The 17880-nt window shown below is 66.1% G+C and carries 19 protein-coding genes; 2 read left to right on the top strand and 17 right to left on the bottom strand.

All coding sequences use genetic code 11. From position 1 onward, the window contains the following. The first annotated feature begins 36 nt into the window (after positions 1-36). Positions 37-1137 (top strand): glutamate--cysteine ligase, encoded by a 1101-nt coding sequence (locus tag G6N36_RS16605; RefSeq protein ID WP_163687696.1) that lies wholly within the window; start codon positions 37-39, stop codon positions 1135-1137. On the opposite strand, the gene G6N36_RS16600 is transcribed toward G6N36_RS16605, so the two are convergent. From G6N36_RS16600 to G6N36_RS16540, 13 genes are all read right to left on the bottom strand, one after another. Further along, on the bottom strand, positions 1134-1853 hold the full coding sequence (locus tag G6N36_RS16600) for an anti-sigma factor (protein ID WP_163687692.1): 720 nt from the start codon (positions 1851-1853) through the stop codon (positions 1134-1136). The genes G6N36_RS16605 and G6N36_RS16600 overlap by 4 nt on opposite strands. Then, positions 1850-2431, bottom strand: a complete 582-nt coding sequence (locus tag G6N36_RS16595) for a sigma-70 family RNA polymerase sigma factor (RefSeq protein WP_163687690.1) — start codon at positions 2429-2431, stop codon at positions 1850-1852. The genes G6N36_RS16600 and G6N36_RS16595 overlap by 4 nt, the downstream gene beginning before the upstream one ends. Further along, positions 2428-3213 carry a DUF1295 domain-containing protein gene (locus tag G6N36_RS16590; RefSeq protein ID WP_163690721.1) on the bottom strand — a complete coding sequence of 262 codons (786 nt, stop codon included), beginning with the start codon at positions 3211-3213 and terminating at the stop codon, positions 2428-2430. The genes G6N36_RS16595 and G6N36_RS16590 overlap by 4 nt, the downstream gene beginning before the upstream one ends. Positions 3214-3235: 22 nt before the next feature. Continuing rightward, positions 3236-4510, bottom strand: coding sequence for a class I SAM-dependent methyltransferase (locus G6N36_RS16585; protein ID WP_163687687.1), 1275 nt, complete (start codon positions 4508-4510; stop codon positions 3236-3238). Beyond that, positions 4507-5250, bottom strand: coding sequence for a DUF1365 domain-containing protein (locus G6N36_RS16580; RefSeq protein WP_163687684.1), 744 nt, complete (start codon positions 5248-5250; stop codon positions 4507-4509). Before G6N36_RS16580 ends, G6N36_RS16585 begins: the two co-directional genes overlap by 4 nt. Beyond that, complete coding sequence (locus G6N36_RS16575) at positions 5244-6542, bottom strand: NAD(P)/FAD-dependent oxidoreductase (protein WP_163687681.1); 1299 nt, start codon at positions 6540-6542, stop codon at positions 5244-5246. Before G6N36_RS16575 ends, G6N36_RS16580 begins: the two co-directional genes overlap by 7 nt. Before the next feature lie 48 nt (positions 6543-6590). Beyond that, on the bottom strand, positions 6591-7655 hold the full coding sequence (locus tag G6N36_RS16570; protein WP_163687678.1) for a poly-gamma-glutamate hydrolase family protein: 1065 nt from the start codon (positions 7653-7655) through the stop codon (positions 6591-6593). Beyond that, positions 7655-8881, bottom strand: coding sequence for an Nramp family divalent metal transporter (locus G6N36_RS16565; RefSeq protein ID WP_163687675.1), 1227 nt, complete (start codon positions 8879-8881; stop codon positions 7655-7657). The genes G6N36_RS16570 and G6N36_RS16565 overlap by 1 nt, the downstream gene beginning before the upstream one ends. A gap of 78 nt (positions 8882-8959) precedes the next feature. Continuing rightward, entirely contained in the window at positions 8960-9169 is a 210-nt protein-coding gene (locus G6N36_RS16560) for a hypothetical protein (RefSeq protein ID WP_235690084.1), read from the bottom strand. Between the two features lie 201 nt (positions 9170-9370). Continuing rightward, positions 9371-9688 (bottom strand): hypothetical protein, encoded by a 318-nt coding sequence (locus tag G6N36_RS16555; RefSeq protein ID WP_163687668.1) that lies wholly within the window; start codon positions 9686-9688, stop codon positions 9371-9373. A 30-nt stretch (positions 9689-9718) separates the two neighbouring features. Next, positions 9719-10795: an NAD(P)H-dependent amine dehydrogenase family protein gene (locus G6N36_RS16550; RefSeq protein ID WP_163687666.1), complete on the bottom strand. Its 1077-nt coding sequence runs from the start codon at positions 10793-10795 to the stop codon at positions 9719-9721. Positions 10796-10805: 10 nt separating this feature from the next. Further along, entirely contained in the window at positions 10806-11597 is a 792-nt protein-coding gene (locus G6N36_RS16545; protein ID WP_163687663.1) for an SDR family oxidoreductase, read from the bottom strand. A 167-nt stretch (positions 11598-11764) separates the two neighbouring features. Beyond that, entirely contained in the window at positions 11765-12850 is a 1086-nt protein-coding gene (locus tag G6N36_RS16540; protein ID WP_163687660.1) for a methyltransferase, read from the bottom strand. A 72-nt stretch (positions 12851-12922) separates the two neighbouring features. Here G6N36_RS16540 and G6N36_RS16535 point away from each other — a divergent pair, with 72 nt between their 5' ends. Continuing rightward, complete coding sequence (locus G6N36_RS16535) at positions 12923-13585, top strand: TetR/AcrR family transcriptional regulator (RefSeq protein ID WP_163687656.1); 663 nt, start codon at positions 12923-12925, stop codon at positions 13583-13585. A 3-nt stretch (positions 13586-13588) separates the two neighbouring features. On the opposite strand, the gene ku is transcribed toward G6N36_RS16535, so the two are convergent. From ku to G6N36_RS16515, 4 genes are read right to left on the bottom strand one after another with little or no spacing between them, the layout of a single operon-like run. Beyond that, the gene (gene ku / locus G6N36_RS16530) at positions 13589-14509 is read right to left on the bottom strand and encodes a non-homologous end joining protein Ku (protein ID WP_163687655.1); all 921 of its coding nucleotides are present in this window, start codon (positions 14507-14509) and stop codon (positions 13589-13591) included. A 9-nt stretch (positions 14510-14518) separates the two neighbouring features. Then, a complete protein-coding gene (locus G6N36_RS16525; RefSeq protein ID WP_163687652.1) occupies positions 14519-15466 on the bottom strand; it encodes a carbohydrate kinase family protein in 948 nt (315 codons plus the stop codon). After that, on the bottom strand, positions 15463-16851 hold the full coding sequence (locus G6N36_RS16520; protein WP_163687650.1) for a mannitol dehydrogenase family protein: 1389 nt from the start codon (positions 16849-16851) through the stop codon (positions 15463-15465). The genes G6N36_RS16525 and G6N36_RS16520 overlap by 4 nt, the downstream gene beginning before the upstream one ends. Further along, positions 16848-17849, bottom strand: coding sequence for an NAD(P)-dependent alcohol dehydrogenase (locus tag G6N36_RS16515; protein WP_163690720.1), 1002 nt, complete (start codon positions 17847-17849; stop codon positions 16848-16850). Before G6N36_RS16515 ends, G6N36_RS16520 begins: the two co-directional genes overlap by 4 nt. Positions 17850-17880 lie beyond the last annotated feature (31 nt).

Raw genomic sequence — 17880 nt, 5'->3', positions numbered from 1 at the left:
CGACGGACCGGATCAATTTTCAGACCCGAACACACCATGGCCACTCATCCCACCATCGGCGTCGAAGAGGAATTCTTGCTCGCCGATCCCGCAACCGGCGAACCGGTCGCCGTCAACACGACGGTCGCCGGGCACGCCGCCGAGCGCGGCGTGAAACTGCAGCTCGAGCTGACCAGCTGCCAGGTCGAGACCACCTCCGATGTCGTCGGCGGAACCCGCGAACTGGCCGACCAGCTGTTCAGGTTGCGCCGCATCACGGCTGAGGCCGCCGAAGCAGGCGGCGCCCGGCTGCTGGCCGTCGGATTACCGCCCACCGTGCCGCACGAATTCCCGATCACCGACACCCCGCGCTACCGAAAGATCGCCGAAAGGCACGGCATGATCGCGCACGAACAAGGCATCTGCGGTGCCCATGTTCATGTCGCCGTGCCGAACCGCGAGGCCGCGATCCGGGTCAGCAACCGGCTGCGGCCGTGGCTGCCGCTGCTCCTCTCGCTCAGCGCCAATTCGGCGATCTACCGCAACACCGACACCGGCTTCGCCAGCTGGCGCAGCGTGCTGTGGGCGCGGTGGCCGAGCGCGGGACCGCCGCCGGCATTGGATTCCGTCGACGAGTACGACGCCGTCGTGCAGATGCTGATCCGCGTGGGCGCCGCGCTGGACGATGGGATGGTCTATTGGGATGTGCGGCCGTCGGCGAAGTTTCCGACTGTCGAGGTCCGGGTCGCCGACGTGCCGGCCACGGTCGCCGAGACCGTGCTGCTGGCGGCGTTGATCCGCGGAGCGGTGATGACGGCGCTGGACGACGAGCGGCAGCGCCAACCGGTGCCGCCGCTGACCGCTCATGCCCTGCGTGCCGCCTATTGGAAATCGGCGCGCGACGGCCTCGACGGCGAAGCGCTCGACCTGGCCGAGGGGCACGAGTGTGCGCCTGCGCGAACGTTGTTGGGGAACCTGGTCGAGCACGTGCGGCCCGCGCTCGAGGCCGTCGGCGACTACGACCTCGTCACCAGCGAACTGCACCGCGTCGCCGAGGAGGGCAACGGGGCGATGCGGCAGCGGCGGGCGTGGCAGCGGGGTCACGACGTCGCCGATGTGATCGCCGAGGCCGCAGCGGCCACTCTCGAAGGGACCTAGGTCAGTGGCAATGCCGCGAAAGGCGCGGTGGTCGGCATCAGGGAACCGCCGGCCGGCTCGATGGTGAACGCCAGCGTGCTCGACCCGTCCAGATCCGGCAGCACAGCGGTGGTCGACGGCGCGATGGCCTGCGCGTCCATGGTGCCCGCCGAATGCGGCCCCTCGTCGTTGATCAACCACATCTGGTAGACGGTGCCGGTCTTGGGCGGCGCGACGTTGTTCATCACCAGGACGCCGGCGTCCTTGTCGCGGGAGAAGACGACCGTTGCCCGGCCGCCGCCGGGAATGTCGCCGGAAACGGTGCGCACGTCCGGTGCGGCGAAGATCTGCTCCGCTGTCGTCGGTGGGGGCCGCAGCGCGAGCCCAACGCCGAGGGCGCCGAGTCCGACGATCAACGCAGCCGCGGCGGCCAGCACGGCCGTGCGCCACCGCTTTGAGCGAGGCTTCATCGGGATCACCGGTGCCGGCACGGCAGGTGTCCTGCTGATTTCGGCGAGGACACGGTCGCGAAGTTCGTCCGGTGGCTCGACCGCGGTGGCGGCCGATATCGCCGCCATCGTTTCGCGCACCGCACGGACCTCGTCGCCGAAGGCGCGCGCCACGTCGGGCGGCGCACTCGCAAGACGACGGTCGATGTCGGCACGTTCGGCCTCGGGCATCGCGTGCAACGCATACGGCGTCGCAAGGGCGGTCAAATCGTCTATCGGTTGAGTCATGTCAGTCCCAAACACCTGCGTAGGCCGCGGATGGCATCGCGCATCCGCGATTTGATCGTCGCGAGGTTGGCCGACAGCCGCTCGGACACCTGAACGTAGGTCAGGCCGTCGTAATAGGCGAGGTGAATGGCCTCTCGCTGAGTATCGGTCAGTGAGCCGAGACATTCGGTCACCTGGCGGTGCTCGTCGCTCTGGATCACCGAGTCGGCGACCTGGTCGGACGGCGGCTCGACATTGGCGGCGCCGTAGCGGGACTCGCGCTGACCGGCGGCCTGCTCAGAGCGCACCCGGTCCACGGCCCGGCGATGCGCGAGCGTCATCAGCCACGACATCGGGGACCCCGCGGCGGGATTGTATGTATCCGCGGTGCGCCATACCTGCAGGTAGATGTCCTGCGTGGTCTCCTCGCTGTAGCCGGGATCGCGCAGAACCCGGGTGACCAGGCCGAATACCCGCGCCCGAGTCTGGTCGTAGAACTCCGCGAACGCGTCGACGTCCTGCTGGGCCACGTGGCGGAGCAGCTCGTCGAGGTCCCTTGTCACAGGCCGTAGCCTATCGACCGGTGCAAATAGCGTCATGGTATTCGCGATCTAGGTGGACGCGGTACGAAAAATGAAGTACGCGAACGGTATTCGTCGAAGCCGTTTCGATTGGCCATGTACTTCTCGGTGAGCCGGGCTCCGGTGGCGTACACCAGGAAATAGGTCATGACCACCGGGGACAGCACGGTGACGAGCGAAATCGCGCCCGCGATGCTGGCCAGCCACAGTCCCCACCACACGCATGCGTCGCCGAAGTAATTCGGATGCCGGGTCCACGCCCACAGTCCGCGGTCCATGATGACACCCTGGTGGGCTGGGTCGGCCTTGAAGCGCCGCAGCTGATGATCGCCGACGGCCTCGAACAGCAAGCCGAGTGCCCACACGGCCCCACCTAGGACAAACACCGGGCGCAGCAGCGCCGGCGTCGGCCCCAGGACGGCCGAAAGCTGCACGGGCAACGAGACGAACCACGTCGCCGCCCCCTGGATCAAGAACACCTTTCGGATGACGTGGCCTGCCGAGAAGTCGCCGCGCAGCAGATCGCGGTAGCGTGGATCCTCGCCCTTGCCAGCCGATTTCAGCGTCATATGCCACGCCAGTCGCAACCCCCAAACCGCGACGAGAACCAGCAGGACGACCCGCCGGAACACGTCACCCGTGCCGAGCGCGGCGGCAACGGCGGCCACCGCGACGAATCCCAGACCCCACGCGGTGTCGACGACGTTGTAGCGCCCGATCCGGCGACCGATCAGGAATGTGACGGTGTGAACGATGACCAGGATGGCCAGCGACGCCGTGGCGACGACGACGAAGTTCATCACCCGCCTCCGGCGGACGGTGTCATCTCGCACGTCCCGACGGCGCGAATGTCCACTGGTAAACGTCGAGGTACCCCGACCGGAACCCGGCCTCTGAGTAGGCCAGATAAAGCTCCCACATCCGCTGGAAGACGTCGTCGAACCCCAACTCCGCCAGAGCATCCTGGCGACCGACGAAGCGTTCCCGCCACAACCGAAGCGTCTCGGCGTAGTGCAGTCGCAGTGAGAACATGTCAACGGTGCGCAGCCTGGTGGTGGACTCTGTGATGCCGAGGATCGCCTCGGTCGACGGCAGCAGACCGCCGGGGAAAATGTACTTTTGGATCCAGGTGTAGGTGTTGCGGCTGGCCAGCATCCGGTCGTGCGGCATCGTGATGGCTTGGATCGCCACCCGCCCTTCGGGAGCGACCAGCCGGTCAAGCGTCTGAAAGTACGTGGGCCAGAACGGGTATCCGACCGCCTCGATCATCTCGATCGACAGCACGGCGTCGTAACTGCCTTCGACGTCGCGGTAGTCGCACAGGTCGATCTCAACCAGGTCGGAAAGGCCCGCCTCGGCCACCCGCTGTCGGGCCAGTCGCTGCTGCTCGGCCGACAAGGTGATCGAACGGACGTGTGCGCCGCGCATGGCGGCGCGGATGCACAGCTCGCCCCAGCCGGTGCCGATCTCGAGCACCCGGCTGCCCGACCTGACCCTCGCGGCGTCGAGGATCCGTTCGATCTTTCGGTGTTGCGCATCCGCCAGGCTCGAGTCCTGGGCGGGAAGGGACTCGAACAGCGCGCTCGAGTACGTCATCGTCTTGTCGAGGAATTCGGCGAACATGAGGTTCGACAGGTCGTAGTGGTCCGCGATGTTGCGGCGCGCCTGCCGAGGGCTGTTGTACTGCGACCGCGGCGGGCGTACGACGGCGAGCGGCCGGAACCTCTGCAGGACAGGAGGAATCAGCTCCGTCAGCCGCTTGCCGAATTCGGTCAGCAGGCAAGCGATATCCGTAGAACTCCAGTCGCCGGCCATGTACGACTCACCGAAGCCGATGAGCCCGTAGCGACCGACTCGGCGAACCATTGCCTCGGGCCGATGCACCACCATGGTCGGCAGCGTGGGGTCAGCCGCCCCGATGACGCTCCCGTCGGGATAGACCACGCGGATCGGCAACCGCGACACCGCTCGGCGGAACAACCGGTCGGCGATCGCGCCCGTCGCGGCACTGAGCGGCCCGCCGGGCACTCGTGCCACGGCCGGCCATCTGTCCGAATCGATGGTGGCCGGAGCGGCGGTGGTCAGGTCAATGGTCACGACTGGTGGACTCTTTCCTTGACGTGGGACTCGCGGGGCACGATTGGGACTCGTCGCAGCCAGAGAGTGATGCCTTGTACCCGAATCCCGATCGCACCCATCAAGGGAGCCAGCGGCGCGACCAGTTGCAGCCGCAGGATCTCGGCAATACCTGCGCGCCTTCGATTCCCACGCATCGTGACGACGAAGGCCGGCTGGTTCTCGCGGTGCAGGGAGATGCGCACGTCGAGATTTTCGTCGGGCCGTGGGGCGGTCACCAGGTAGTAGCCGTCCACGTCATTGAACGGTGAGACGTACAGCTTCTTCATGACGATCGTGGGGTGGTCGCTGTCGGGCGGCAGCACGTAGGCGTGGCGTCCGCCGTAGGTGTTGTGAACCTCGGCGATGATGTGGCGCAGCGTTCCGTCGGCGTCGTGGCACCAGTAAAGACTGAGCGGGTTGAAGACGTATCCGAGTACCCGCGCCTGCAGCAGTGCGGTTATCCGGCCGCCGTTTAGGTCGATGCCCCGGTCGGCGAGGAACGCGTCGATGCGTTGGCGCAGGGTGTCATTCGGACCGTCGGATTCGAAGAGGTGGTCGCGTGCGTCGAATCGGGCGAATGGCCGCAGCCATCGGGGCAGCTTGGGTAGTGCGTCGACGTCGACATACCAGCTGTACCCGCGATGCTCGAAGTAGTGGTGCACCGGGGCGCGACGGAGGTGGGTGATCCGAGTGCGGTAGATGGCGGGTGGTGTCAGCATGCCACCGCCTCGCGGGCGACGGCCGGCCAATCGACCCCCAGGCGTTGTGCCGCCCGCAATCCGGAGGCCGCACCGTCTTCGTGAAAACCCCAGCCGTGGTACGCGCCTGCGAATACGACGCGGTCGTCGTCCAACGTCGGCAAAAGTCGTTGAGCGGCAACAGAGGTCGGCGTGTACATCGGATGGCTGTAGGTCATCTCGGTGAGGACACTGGCGGGGTCGACGTGGTCCCTGCCGCCAAGTGTCACCAGGATTCGGGGGCCGCCGCCGAGACGCATCAGTCGAGTCACGTCGTAGGTGACCATCACCGATGCGTCGTCGGAGGTGGCCAGGTAGTTCCACGACGCCCTGGCGCGTCGGCTCTTGGGCAGCACCGATTCGTCGGTGTGCAGCTGTGCATGGTTGATGCTGTACTCGATGGCACCGAGCACTGCGCGTTCGGTTGGTGTCGGGTCGGCGAGCATGAGCAGCGCCTGATCGGGGTGGGTGGCGACGACGGCGGCGTCGTAGTGCCGCGGTCCGTGGGTTTCGTCGGAAACCTCGACGCCGTCGGGCAGTCGTGCCACCGAGCGCACCGCGGTGCCCAGGCGCACCTCGTCGATCACTTTGGCCACCGCGTCGACGTACGTGACGGAACCGCCGACCACCGTCCGCCATGTCGGTGAGTCGAACACCGACAGCATCCCGTGGTGCTCCAGAAACACGAACAGGTAGCGGGCCGGATAGTTCAGCGACTGCCCGGGCGGAGCCGACCACACCGCGGCGATCAGCGGCGTCATGAAGTACTCGATGAAGTACGGGGAGAAACCGTGGCGGTCGAGGAATTCGCCGACAGTCGCGTCGTCCTCGCCACTTTCGAGCAGGCGCAGCGCCGCCCGGTGGAATCGTTTGACCTCGACCAGCATGTAGAGGTACCGCGGGCGGGTGAGCGCTGACCACGACGGGAACAACCCGCCGACCCCTCGCGCACCGGCATATTCGAGTCCGCTCGCGTCGTCGCGCACCGACATCGACATGTCGGTCTCGCGCGTGGCGATGCCGAGTTCGTCGAACAGCCGGCACAGCGTCGGGTAGGTGCGGTCGTTGTGCACCAGGAATGCCGAGTCGACGGCGATGGTGCGGCCGTCGTCGGTGTGGGTGATCTGGTGGGTGTGGGCGTGCCCTCCGAGCCGGGTGTCGGCCTCGTAGAGGGTCACGCGGTCGCGCTGTGCCAGTACATAAGCCGCGACTAGGCCTGACACGCCGCTGCCGATGACGGCGACGGAGCGTGCAGCGGGGCTGGAACTTTCCACATCCCGTATTCGGAGCGGGGGCCCGTCCGGATGGGTGAGGTGTCTCCGCTAGGTCGGGGGCGATTCCCAAGACCGCGCCGCCGCGGCCAGCCCCTGCACCAACGTCGACGTCGCGGGGGAGAGGCCGTCGTCACCGGGCAGCTGGCTGCGCGGGCTGATGCCCCGCACCCGCGGCGTGAGTTCGAGCTGTGTACCGCCCCGGCGCACACGGTTCACCGGGTTGTCCGGGTGCAGGCCCCGCAGTTCACGAGGTATGGCGTCGATGTCGGTGACCACCTGATACCCCGGAACGGTGACGTGGTGCGCGAGATGTTCGGCCAGTCGGCGGTTGCGGCCGCCGGCGAGCAGTTGCGTGCTGCGACCGATGCGGCCGTAGCCGTGCAGCGCCACCACCACGTCGACATGGTCGAGGAACTCGGCCAGTCGTTCGGACTCCGCGGGGTCATAGCGCGCCGAGGACAGGTGGTGCGGGTAGTGGTCGGGGTGACGCACCACATACAGCGACGCGTCGGCGGCATCGGCTGCGCGGTGGGCGATGACGTCGGTCATCTGCTCTAGGCCGCCGCCGTGGAAGGCCATGAACCCGAACCGCGACCGCAGAGTGAGCTCTTCGACGATGCCGGGGTCCGCAAGTAGCTCCGAAAGTGATTGTGGTGCAGGTGAACTCGAATGTGCCGTGCTCCCGGGCCACCGCGTTGGATCCCAGCGTCTCAGGAAGTCGATCCAGCGTTGTGGCAGGCCCTGCTGCAGTGCGCCGTCGACGACGCGTTCGAGATAGCCCGGCCGCGGCGGGCCCGGTTCGACGCGGTGATCGATGTACACCCACGCCTGGTACGGACCGTCGTCGGTGTGCACGGTGAGGCGATCGCGGCGATACCGCACCGGAACACCTTCTGCGCTGTCGAGGGTCGCGAGGTCGGTATCGGTCAGCTGCCACACGACGCCGTGTACCTGCGAGCCGTCGAACTGTTCGACGGTCGCCACGCCGCGCTCGTTGATCAGCCAGTCGTGGTCGGCCAGCGTCGCCGGCCGCGGATCGACTGCGCCAGGGCACCGCCGCGCCATCTGCCGAACGCACAGGTTCGACCCGTAGGCGAAGTAGGTATGCCGCATCAGCCCTTGATGGTCAGATAGATGAGCACCACATTCAGCACTGTAATCAACGCGGCGACCAGCCACCCAAGGGCTGTGGTCACTCGATGGTTGGTGTCGTCGCCCATCACTGCGCGGTCGCTGGTCAGCCGCACCAGCGGAATCAATGCGAACGGGATTCCGAACGAGAGCACCACCTGGGACAACACCAGCGCGCGGCTCGGGTCGACGCCCACCGCCAGGATCACCAGTGCGGGCACCAGGGTGATGAGCCGTCGGGCCACCATCGGAATCGATACGTGGAGCAGGCCCTGCATGATCATCTGGCCTGCATATGCGCCCACCGACGACGACGCGAGACCAGACGCCAGCAGTCCGATCGCGAACAGCAGGGCGACCGTCGGGCCCAATGTGTCGTTGACCGCGGCGTGGGCTCCCTCGATCGAGTCGGTGTTGTCGCGGCCCTGCAGGTTCGTCGCCGCCACGAGCAGCATCGAGAGGTTGACCGCACCCGCGACGACCATCGCGATTCCGACATCCCAGCGGGTGGCGCGCAGCAGCATCCGGCGCATCGGACCGGGGTCGGGGTGACCGTGGCGGTCGCGGGTGAGACCGGAGTGTAGGTAGACCGCGTGCGGCATCACGGTCGCTCCGAGCATTGCCGCGGCGAGCAGCACGCTCTCGGTGCCCGCGAACATCGGCACCAGTCCGGCGGCTGCCTCGCTCGCGGGGGGCGCTGCGACGAACAGGCTGGTGCAGAACCCGATCGCGATGACCAGCAGCAGTCCGGTGATGACCCGTTCGAACATCTGCTGGCCGCGGCGGTCCTTGATCACCAAGAGCAACAGCGAGACGGCTCCGGTGATCACGCCACCGGTGAGCAGTGGGAGATCGAAAAGCAGGTACAGCGCGATGGCTCCGCCCACTACCTCGGCGAGATCTGTTGCCATCGCGACCAATTCCGCTTGCATCCAGTAGCCCAGCCGAGTCGGGCGGCGCATCCTGCCGCCGACGGCTTCGGGCAACGACTGACCGCTCACGAGACCGAGCTTCGCCGACAGGTACTGCACCAGGCACGCCATGATGTTGGCCACCACGATGACCCACACGAGCAGGAAGCCGAACTGCGCGCCCGCGCTGACGTTGGCGGCGACGTTGCCCGGGTCGACGTAGGCGATGGCGGCGACGAACGCCGGCCCGAGCAGCAGCCAGCTCGGCCGCAGCCGCACGTCAGCGTCCTGTGCCACCAACCCACCTTCTATCGGAACGTCGAATAGAAAAGTTAGGTTAGCCGAAACCTCCGCTGGCGCGAAACTAACGCAGCGTCACCAACCCAAGCCCCAGCCGCCGAGGCTGATGACCAGGCCGCCGCCGCCCCAGTAGGGGTACCAGCCGCCGTTGCTGATCGGTGGCGGTGAGGTGACGATCTGTGCGCTGCCGTTGGTCTGGCACTGGGTCGTGTTCGGGCCGGTGTTGATGCATTCGGGTGCGGCCGCAGCGGCGGGAGCAAGGGCAACGGCGCACACGCCGGCCATCGCAAAACATGCTGCGGTACAACGAATTCTTGACGACATGATTGGGCCTCCTTCAGGCCGCGAGTGGTGGAGTCAGCGGCTGCCGTGGCCGCCACCACCCCCGCCGAAACCGCCACCACCAAAGCCCTGCTGCGAAAGGCAGTGTGAGACAGCGAATATCAATTCGCACGGGTGGCTCCTAGGCCGTGCCCAAGACCCCGGTCAGGGGAAGAACAAGCCGGGCTCGCCCCACATGTCACCCCACGGACCGACGTACTCCTGCTGGGCGGGTGTGTCGTTGATCTGCACATTGCCCGGCGTGGCGCACTCGGTCGCGGAGCCGCCGAGGGCTGCGGAGCCGCCCTCGTTGACGCACTGTGGGAGGAGACTCGACGCCTGCGGACGCTGTTCCTGTGTTGGCGCAGGTGCAGGTGCAGGTTCGGGCGCCGGCTGGGCGCCGGCCGCGGGTGCGACCACGATCGCGGCCGCTGCTCCGGCAGCGGCGAAGAGCGGAGTAAGGATTCGAAGTGTGGTCCGCATAGGCGCGCCCTTCTCTACTGTGTCCCCGGCTTATTGCACAGAGTACAACCCTTTTCCGGTGATCAGGGGTAGGTCGAGGGTGGTCCTGATGCCGGCCGGCGCGGCGACCACGGCGGGGATCGCGTTGACGACGCGGGCGGTCGTGGCGACCAGTCCGGCGTGATTGTGATCGCCGTTGGGACTGCTGAGGCAGAGGTCCAGAGCGTAGGAAGGCTCACCGGTGATCTCGATGCGGTAGGAGCCGCCCTCCTGCGCCGGCTGCGGCCAGTCAGGCCGCAAGTCGTCGCGCAACCGAGTGACGTGTTCGAGCACGACGGCCACCTTGCCGTCCTTCTTCCCCTGGACCTCGAAGCGCAGCGCCGCCGCGGTGCCCTTCTCGACATGGCCGGACGCGATGTCGAAATCCTCGGGGGCGGGCTCGCGAACATAGGTCTCGGTCACCTCGTCCAGTTCGACGCCGATTCCCGCGGCCAGCTGCCGAACCACCGAACCCCACGCGAGGCTCAGCACCCCTGGCTGCAGGAGCATCGGAAGGTCGTCGAGCGACCGGCCGAACCCCATCACGTCGAACATCACGGTGGCGCTGTCGTAAGTGTCGTAGTTGATGATCTCCATGCACCGGATCTGCTCGATGCGCTGGCACGTTCCGGCCAGCGCAAGCGGAAGCAGGTCGTTGGCGAACCCGGGGTCGATGCCGTTGACAAATATGCTGGCATTGCCCTCCTTCGCCGCATCCTCGATCGGTTTGAGGAGTTCGTCGGGAATCACGCCCCATGGGTATTGAAGGAACACCGCGCTGCTGGCGACCACGTTGACGCCCGCGGTCAAGATGCGCCGGTAGTCCTCCAACGCATCGGGCAGACGGTTGTCGGCCATCGCGGTGTACACCGCACAGTCCGGTTTGGTCGCCAGGATGGCGTCGAGATCGGTAGTGGCGGCAATTCCCGTCGAAACATCAAGTCCGGCAAGCTCTCCGGCATCCTTACCGGCCTTGGAATCCGACGACACCCACACCCCGGTCAGCTCGAACTGCGGATCGTTGATGAGCTGGGTCAGAGCGTGCCGGCCGACGTTGCCGGTGCCGATCGCGGCGACCTTGATACTCATGCGTTGCTCCTCACAGATCCGGGATGGGCAGGTCGAGATTCGGGAAAGTGAGGCCGCCGTCGACCTCGAGCGTCTTGCCGGTCAGGTAGGAGCCTGCGGGGGAGGCGAGGTACACGGCCGCTGCGGCGATGTCCTCGGGTTGGCCCAATCTGCGCATGGGCGTGGCTTTTTCCATCGGTGCGCGCAGTTCGTCGTTCGAGGCGACCACGTCGAGCGCCGAGGTGAGGATTGACCCGGGGGCGATCGCGTTGACGCGAATCTTGGGGCACAAGTCCAAAGCGGTGAGCCGGGTGTAGTGCGCGAGCGCGGCCTTGGCGGTGCCGTATGCGGCGAATCCGCGACCGGCTTCCCGGCCCATCGTCGACGTGATGTTGATGATGCTGCCGCCACCGGAATGCTCGAGCATCAGCGGAACGGCGGCCGTGGTGAGCGCGTGCGCAGTCGCCACGTTGAATGTGAACGCGTCGCGCAGGTCCTTCGTAGAGGTGGTCAGCAGCGTGTTGGGCATGGTGCCGCCGACGTTGTTCACGACGATGTCTAGTTTTCCGAAGGCCTCGATGGCCTCGTCCGCGAGCTTGGCGGTGTCCTCGGGGTGGGCGAGATCGGCGACGACGACGTGGGCTCTGCGACCGACACCCTTGATCTGCTCGGCGACCTCTTCGAGTTGCGATTGCGTGCGGGCGGCAATCACCACGTCAGCACCGGCTTCTGCGAATGCCACAGCCATCGCCGCGCCGAGGCCGCGGCCCGCGCCGGTCACCACCGCGACGTGGTCGTCCAGCCGAAATCTGTCCAATATCACAATTGCTTCCTTCCGTCGCCCGGGCGAACCTTAGCAAGCCTAGACAGCGCCGGTAAGTACTTTCTGAAACACGTTCTACTTTTGTCAGGGACGGTGGCGGTTGTGGCGGTGCTCGCGCCGTTCCACGGCCAGCGGCTCCAGGTTCGGCACCCATCGGGATCTCGCCGTCACCGGGACACGACTCTCGCCTCGACAAGGCTGTACGGAGACGCCGTCGGAATGACGCGCGTCAGCTCGAATCCGCTTCGGCGCAGTAGGTCGCGATACTCGTCGGCACTGCGCTCGCGGGCGCTTCCGCCGAGCAACATCTCCAGATCGGCCCACTTGCCGATGAAGTCGCGGTCGTGTTCGGGAATCACGAGTTCCACCAACACGATTCGGGCCGCGGGGCCGACAGACGCACGAGCGGTGCGAAGGATCTCGACAGCCTGATCGTCAGGCCAATCATGAATGATGTGCTTCATGAGGTAGACGTCGCCGTCGGCTGGGACCTTCTCGAAGAACGACCCGCCGTCGATTCGGACACGGTCGGCCACTCCCGCTTTCTCCAGCAGCGCAGGCGCGTTCGCCACTACCTGCGGCAGGTCGTAGAGCACACCGCGGGCGCCGGGCGTAGCAGCCAGGACGGAAGCTAGCAGCCGACCTTGTCCACCCCCCACATCGACGATCGTCGAGCCGCGGCTGAAGGGGTATGCGGCAATGACGGATTCCTCGGACAACCCCGAAATGTTGGTCATGGTTTCGTTGAACAGCGCAGCGAGTTCGGGCTCGTCCTCGAGGTACTCAAAAAAGTCCTTGCCGCGCAGCCGCGGAACACTCGCTTGGCCCGTCCGAATCGAGTCGACGAGCATGCTCCAGTGCTCGCGGTGCTGCGGCGAACCGTAGTATTTCGCGGCCGCGGCCATGGACTGCGGCGAGTCGGACCGCAAGGTGTCGGCAAGGGGATTGAGCGCGTAGCGGCCATGGCGGTCCTGACGGAATATGCCGCGTCCGATGAGAGCTCGTAACAGCCGGCGGAGCGCGTCGGGGTCGGCGTCCACGCGACGCGCCAAGTCCCCAATGGACAGGGGACCCGCCGCGAGAGCGTCGGCGACGCCCAGCTGCGCGGCGGCCTGGAGCGCCTGCGACATCCACGCCGCCAGGATCAGTTCGACCATCGCCACCGGGGCAGGTGCGAGCCGGAGATGCAGTCGATTGACGCGATGCCGTGCACGCTCGACGACTCTCGCGAGTCCAGCGGGAATGGCAGTCATGGCGGCCTCCATGCTAATTTGAATAGAGCACCATATATTGGATATAGCGAACTATAAGGAAGTAGAGGATCGGTGTCAACAGCTTCCGAATCGAAGCCACGTCGCAAGTACGACAACAGTCGCCGGCGTGCCGACGCCGAAGCCCGCCAACGCAGCATCATCGAGGCGGCCACCGAGTTGTTCGTCGAGCAGGGTTTCGGTCCGACGACGATCGATCAGATCGCCGCCGCGGCCGATGTGTCGGCGCAGACCATCTATGCGACCTACGGTTCCAAAGCCGCCGTCCTCTTCCGCGCCATCGAGATCGCCGTCGCCGGCGATTACGACGAGGCCCCGCTCATGGATTTGGCGCCTGATCTCGCAGAGCTGAGCGAGCACCGTTCTCAATTCACCGCCGCCGCGCATTTCGTGCGTGAAATGCATGACCGTGTCGCGGCGCTCATGCGGGTGATGGAAGGGGCCGCCTCGGCTGATCCCAGTCTCGAGGAAAGGCGCACAGACCTACTTCGCCAGATTCGATCCGGTTGTGCGGTGTGGATCTCGCAGATCGGATCGGAGGCGCTGCGGCCCGGCCTGTCCGAGGATCAAGCGACCGATGTGGCGTTCACCGTGCAGGCCCCGCACCTGTATTCGCTGTACACAGCCGATCTGGGCTGGACGCCGGACGAATACGAGGAGTGGCTCGCGCACGCGCTACCCCGCCTCTTGCTGCGTCCAGAATTACTGACCGAATGACGGCTACTTCTTGGCGGCGGCCTTCTTGGCCGCCTTCTTGGCGGGTGCTTTCTTCGCGGCTTTCTTGGCCGGGGCCTTCTTCGAAGCGGCCTTCTTCGCGGGTGCCTTCTTGGCAGGGGTGTCCGAACCGCCTTCGCGGCGGGCCTTGACGCTGGCCTCGAGCTTCGCCAGCAGATCCGAAACGTCCTCGGTCTCGTCGAGTTCCTTCGGCTGCTCCTCGGTCGTAAACGCCTCGCCGCCTTCGAGTTTCGCCTGAATCAGCTCGTGCAGCTGTTCCTGGTAGTCATCGTGATAGCGGTCGGGCTTGAAGTCGTCGGTCATCGACTCGACGACTTGGCTTGCCATCTTGAGCTCGGCGGGCTTGATGTCGACCTTCGCGTCGAGCGACGGAAAGTCAGGATCGCGGATCTCGTCGGGCCACAACAGCGTCTGGATCACCATGACATCGCGTTTTGAGAAGTCCTGCACCCGCAGTGCCGCCAGCCGCGTCTTGTTTCGCAGCGCGAAGTGCACGATCGCGACCCGGTCGGTATCCATCAGCGTCTTGGCCAGCAGGACGTACGACTTCGACGACTTGCCCTCTGGTTCGAGGAAGTAGCTCTTGTCGTACATCATGGGATCGATGTCGCTGGCGGGAACGAACTCCAGCACCTCGATCTCACGGCTGCGTTCCTCGGGCAAGGTCGCGATGTCGTCGTCGGTGATGATCACCGTCTGACCGTCGTCGGATTCGTACGCCTTCGCGATGTCGCGGAACTCGACGACCTCACCGCACACCTCGCAGACGCGCTTGTACCGGATGCGTCCGTTGTCCTTCTCGTGCACCTGGTGGAACTTGACGTCGTGGTCTTCGGTCGCGCTGTAGACCTTGACCGGGACGTTCACCAGTCCGAAGGCGATTGAACCCTTCCATATGGAGCGCATAAGCCCACGTTAGCCGGGTCGGGGCGACCGCGGGCCGGAGCTTGCCGCTGCAGCCTCACGTGTTGCGCGATCGGGGAGGTCGGCACCGGCACGGCCGACGGTCAGCGCCGACGAGAGCGCCGCCGTCGCAACGACCGAGTTGAGCGCATCGAGCCCGATGGCGCGCAGGTCGTGGCGTCTTTCGGCGCCCAGCAGATTCAACTCCCACAGCGCATCGATCAGCCCGGTCATGAACGCATCGCCGGCGCCCACTGTGTCGACCACGTCGACCGGGAGGGCCGCGATCCGCACCGTACCCGCTTCGCACATCGCGAAGGCGCCGCGATCGCCCATCGTCACCGCGACGATCGACGGGCCCAGACTCAGCCACGTCCGGGCGATCTGTTTGGCCGAGCGATTCGGGTCGATCCAGCGCAGGTCCTCATCGCTGGCCTTGACCACGTCGCACTTCTCCAGGAGCCGGTCGATGCGGGCCCTCGTGGCGTCACCGTCTTCGATCAGCGCCGGCCGCACGTTCGGATCGAAGGTGATAGTCGCCGACGGGTGGTACGTATCCAGTAGTGCGGCGGTGGCCCGGCAGCCGGGCTCGTGCCAGCTCGCGATCGATCCCGTGTGCGCGACGAGCGGCGGTGTGACCTCCGGAGTGCCCGCGAGCTTCCAGTCGATGTCAAACGTGTACTGCGCCGAACCGTCTTCGTCGAGCGTGGCTACGGCGGTCGGGGTGCGGTCGGCGGACATACTGCCTGAAACCAGTTGTACTCCAGAGCTTTCGACGTACTCAGCGATGCGTCTTCCGCGCGCATCGTCGCCGATGTGGGTGAGGAAGTCGACTCCCCGGTCCAGCCGGGCCAACCCCACCGCCACGTTGAGCGGGCTGCCGCCGACATGCTCACCCGTCACCTGACCGTCACGCTCGACGATGTCGATCAGCGCTTCGCCGATGACCAGCGCTCTCATCGCGAATCCTTGCGGAGCAACGTCTCGAGCGTTGCCCGTGCTCCGTCACGGTGCAGCGATTCGAGTGCCCATACATAGGCCTCGACGAAACGTGAATCGTTGGCCAGGTCGCCGAACACCTCGGCATTCTCGATGAACGCGGTCGGGTTCGTTCGTTGCGACTTCGCCAGCGGGACAAGGGTATCGGCCAGTTGATCCTGAACGTCGATCGGCTCACCCTGCTCGTCGACACCTTCGGCGTACCGCGCCCAGCTGGCGACGGTGGCGGCGGACAGCCGAATCGGCGCATCAGTCCTCAGGTTCTCCCTGATCACCGGAAGCAGCCATTTGGGGATGCGGTCCGACGAGCCATAGCACAGCCGCGCGATCGTGTCCTTGACACCAGGATTGGCGAACCGCTCGATCAATGTCCGCTTGTAGTCCGGTAGGTCGATACCAGGCACCGGCTTCAGCGTCGGGGTGGCTTCGGTGTCCATGTACGACGTCAGGAACTCGGCGAACAGCGGATCACCCGCGGCATCGTGCACCAGCCGGTATCCCGCCAGATACGCGAAGTAGCAAAGACTTTGATGGCTGGCGTTGAGCAACCTCAGCTTCATCAACTCGTACGGCGTGACGTCGTCGACCATCAGCACGTCGACCTTCTCCAACGGCGGACGACCATCGGAGAAGTCGTCTTCGAGCACCCATGAGGTGAACGGTTCCGCGACCACCGGCCATTGGTCGTCGACGCCGAATTCGTCCTTGACGGTGGCGATCACGTCGGGTGTCGTGACCGGGGTGATGCGGTCCACCATCGAGTTAGGGAACGTGGTGTGCGCGGCCATCCACTCGCCGAGGCCGGGGTGGACACGGTCGGCGTAGGTGGTGAACGCATGTCGGGCGACATCACCGTTGCCCTCGATGTTGTCGCACGACACGATCGTCGGTGAGGCGATGCCGCCGTCGCGCCGACGTGCCAGCGCCTCCGCGACGAGACCGAACACGCTGTCCGGTCCGGCGGCCTCGATGTTGTAACCGCCCTCAGTGATGGTCAGCGAGATGATGCGGGTGCTGGGTGCGGCGAGCAGTTCGATCACCGACTCGGGATCGTCGGGCGCGTAGCGATAGTCGATGATCGACCCGATCACCCGCGCGGTGCGGGTGCCGTCGGGGTTCTCCAGCAGCAGCGTGTACAGCCCGTCCTGTGCGGCCATCACGTCGGCCATCTTGCGGTCGGCCGCCATCACACCGACTCCGCAGATCCCCCAATCCTTGGCGAGGCCCATCTCGAGGAGCCGGTCGATGTACATTGCCTGGTGGGCGCGATGGAAGCCGCCGACCCCGAAATGCACTATGCCCACGCTGATCTCGTCGCGATCATAGCTAGGCCTGCTGACTGTCATGACACCGTCACCACCGACTTGACGCTACCCGGGATCCGGTCTGAGTCCAGTGCCTCAGCGGCCTTCTCCAGGGGGAAGCGGGCGGTCACCATGGCATCGAGGTCGACCCGCCCGGATTCCACCAGCGCGATCGCCGTCGGCCACGTGTTGGCGTACCGGAACACGCCGGTCAGCACCAGCTCACGATTCTGGATCAACTGCGTCGGCAGTTCCATGGACTCGGCTCCCGAACCGACAAGGACAACCCGGCCCGCGGGACGTACGGCGCGGATGCCGGCGGCGACGGCAGCCGCGGCACCGGATGCATCGATGAATGCGTCGACCGCCAGATCGTCCTTGCTCCCGGCGGTGGGGTCCACGGTTGTGGTGGCGCCGAACGTCAAGGCCCGGTCGCGGCGGGTCGGGTCGGGATCGCTGACGACGATTTCCGTTGCGCCATAGGCCCTGGCGAGCTGGGTCAGCACGATGCCGATGGGTCCGGCGCCTGCAATGAGCACCCGCGATCGGCCGTCGAGCTCAGCCTTGCGGATCGCGGCGATGCCAACGGACAACGGCTCACACAGCGCGGCGGCATCGTCGGACATCGAGTCCGGCACCGGGTGCGCGAATTCCGCGCCGATGGTCACGTACTCACAGAGTGCGCCGTCGACCGGCGGGGTGGCGAAAAACTGCATATGCGGACACAGGTTGTAGTGACCGCGCCGCGTCTCGTCGCTGTCGGGGTCGGGCCGCTGCGGTTCGATCGACACCCGCTGACCGATGCGCGACGGGTCGACCGAATCGCCGACGCCGACGATGGTGCCCGCCGCCTCGTGTCCGAGGACCAGTGGCTTCTCCACGACGAAGCCGCCCACCCGGCCGTGCCGGTAGTAGTGCGTGTCCGAGCCGCAGACACCCACCGACGAGACCTGTATCAGCACATCACCGGCCCGCGGCGTCGGCACCGGGCGCTGCTCCATTTCGATGCGGCCCGGCTCGATGAGTACGGCGGTCCGCATTCGGGTATCAGGCGAAAGTGTTGTGTGCGTC

Source organism: Mycolicibacterium gadium, from assembly GCF_010728925.1.
Classification (GTDB): domain Bacteria; phylum Actinomycetota; class Actinomycetes; order Mycobacteriales; family Mycobacteriaceae; genus Mycobacterium; species Mycobacterium gadium.
Note: the sequence above shows the minus strand (reverse complement) of the source record. Positions and strands in the feature narration are given on the sequence as shown.

Coding starts and splice junctions, on each gene's coding strand:
- G6N36_RS16605 (WP_163687696.1), top strand. CDS start 37: ATGGCCACTCATCCCACCATCGGCGTCGAAGAGGAATTCTTGCTCGCC.
- G6N36_RS16600 (WP_163687692.1), bottom strand. CDS start 1,853: ATGACTCAACCGATAGACGATTTGACCGCCCTTGCGACGCCGTATGCG.
- G6N36_RS16595 (WP_163687690.1), bottom strand. CDS start 2,431: ATGACGCTATTTGCACCGGTCGATAGGCTACGGCCTGTGACAAGGGAC.
- G6N36_RS16590 (WP_163690721.1), bottom strand. CDS start 3,213: ATGAACTTCGTCGTCGTCGCCACGGCGTCGCTGGCCATCCTGGTCATC.
- G6N36_RS16580 (WP_163687684.1), bottom strand. CDS start 5,250: ATGCTGACACCACCCGCCATCTACCGCACTCGGATCACCCACCTCCGT.
- G6N36_RS16570 (WP_163687678.1), bottom strand. CDS start 7,655: ATGCGGCATACCTACTTCGCCTACGGGTCGAACCTGTGCGTTCGGCAG.
- G6N36_RS16560 (WP_235690084.1), bottom strand. CDS start 9,169: ATGGCCGGCGTGTGCGCCGTTGCCCTTGCTCCCGCCGCTGCGGCCGCA.
- G6N36_RS16555 (WP_163687668.1), bottom strand. CDS start 9,688: ATGCGGACCACACTTCGAATCCTTACTCCGCTCTTCGCCGCTGCCGGA.
- G6N36_RS16550 (WP_163687666.1), bottom strand. CDS start 10,795: ATGAGTATCAAGGTCGCCGCGATCGGCACCGGCAACGTCGGCCGGCAC.
- G6N36_RS16540 (WP_163687660.1), bottom strand. CDS start 12,850: ATGACTGCCATTCCCGCTGGACTCGCGAGAGTCGTCGAGCGTGCACGG.
- ku (WP_163687655.1), bottom strand. CDS start 14,509: ATGCGCTCCATATGGAAGGGTTCAATCGCCTTCGGACTGGTGAACGTC.
- G6N36_RS16525 (WP_163687652.1), bottom strand. CDS start 15,466: ATGAGAGCGCTGGTCATCGGCGAAGCGCTGATCGACATCGTCGAGCGT.
- G6N36_RS16520 (WP_163687650.1), bottom strand. CDS start 16,851: ATGACAGTCAGCAGGCCTAGCTATGATCGCGACGAGATCAGCGTGGGC.
- G6N36_RS16515 (WP_163690720.1), bottom strand. CDS start 17,849: ATGCGGACCGCCGTACTCATCGAGCCGGGCCGCATCGAAATGGAGCAG.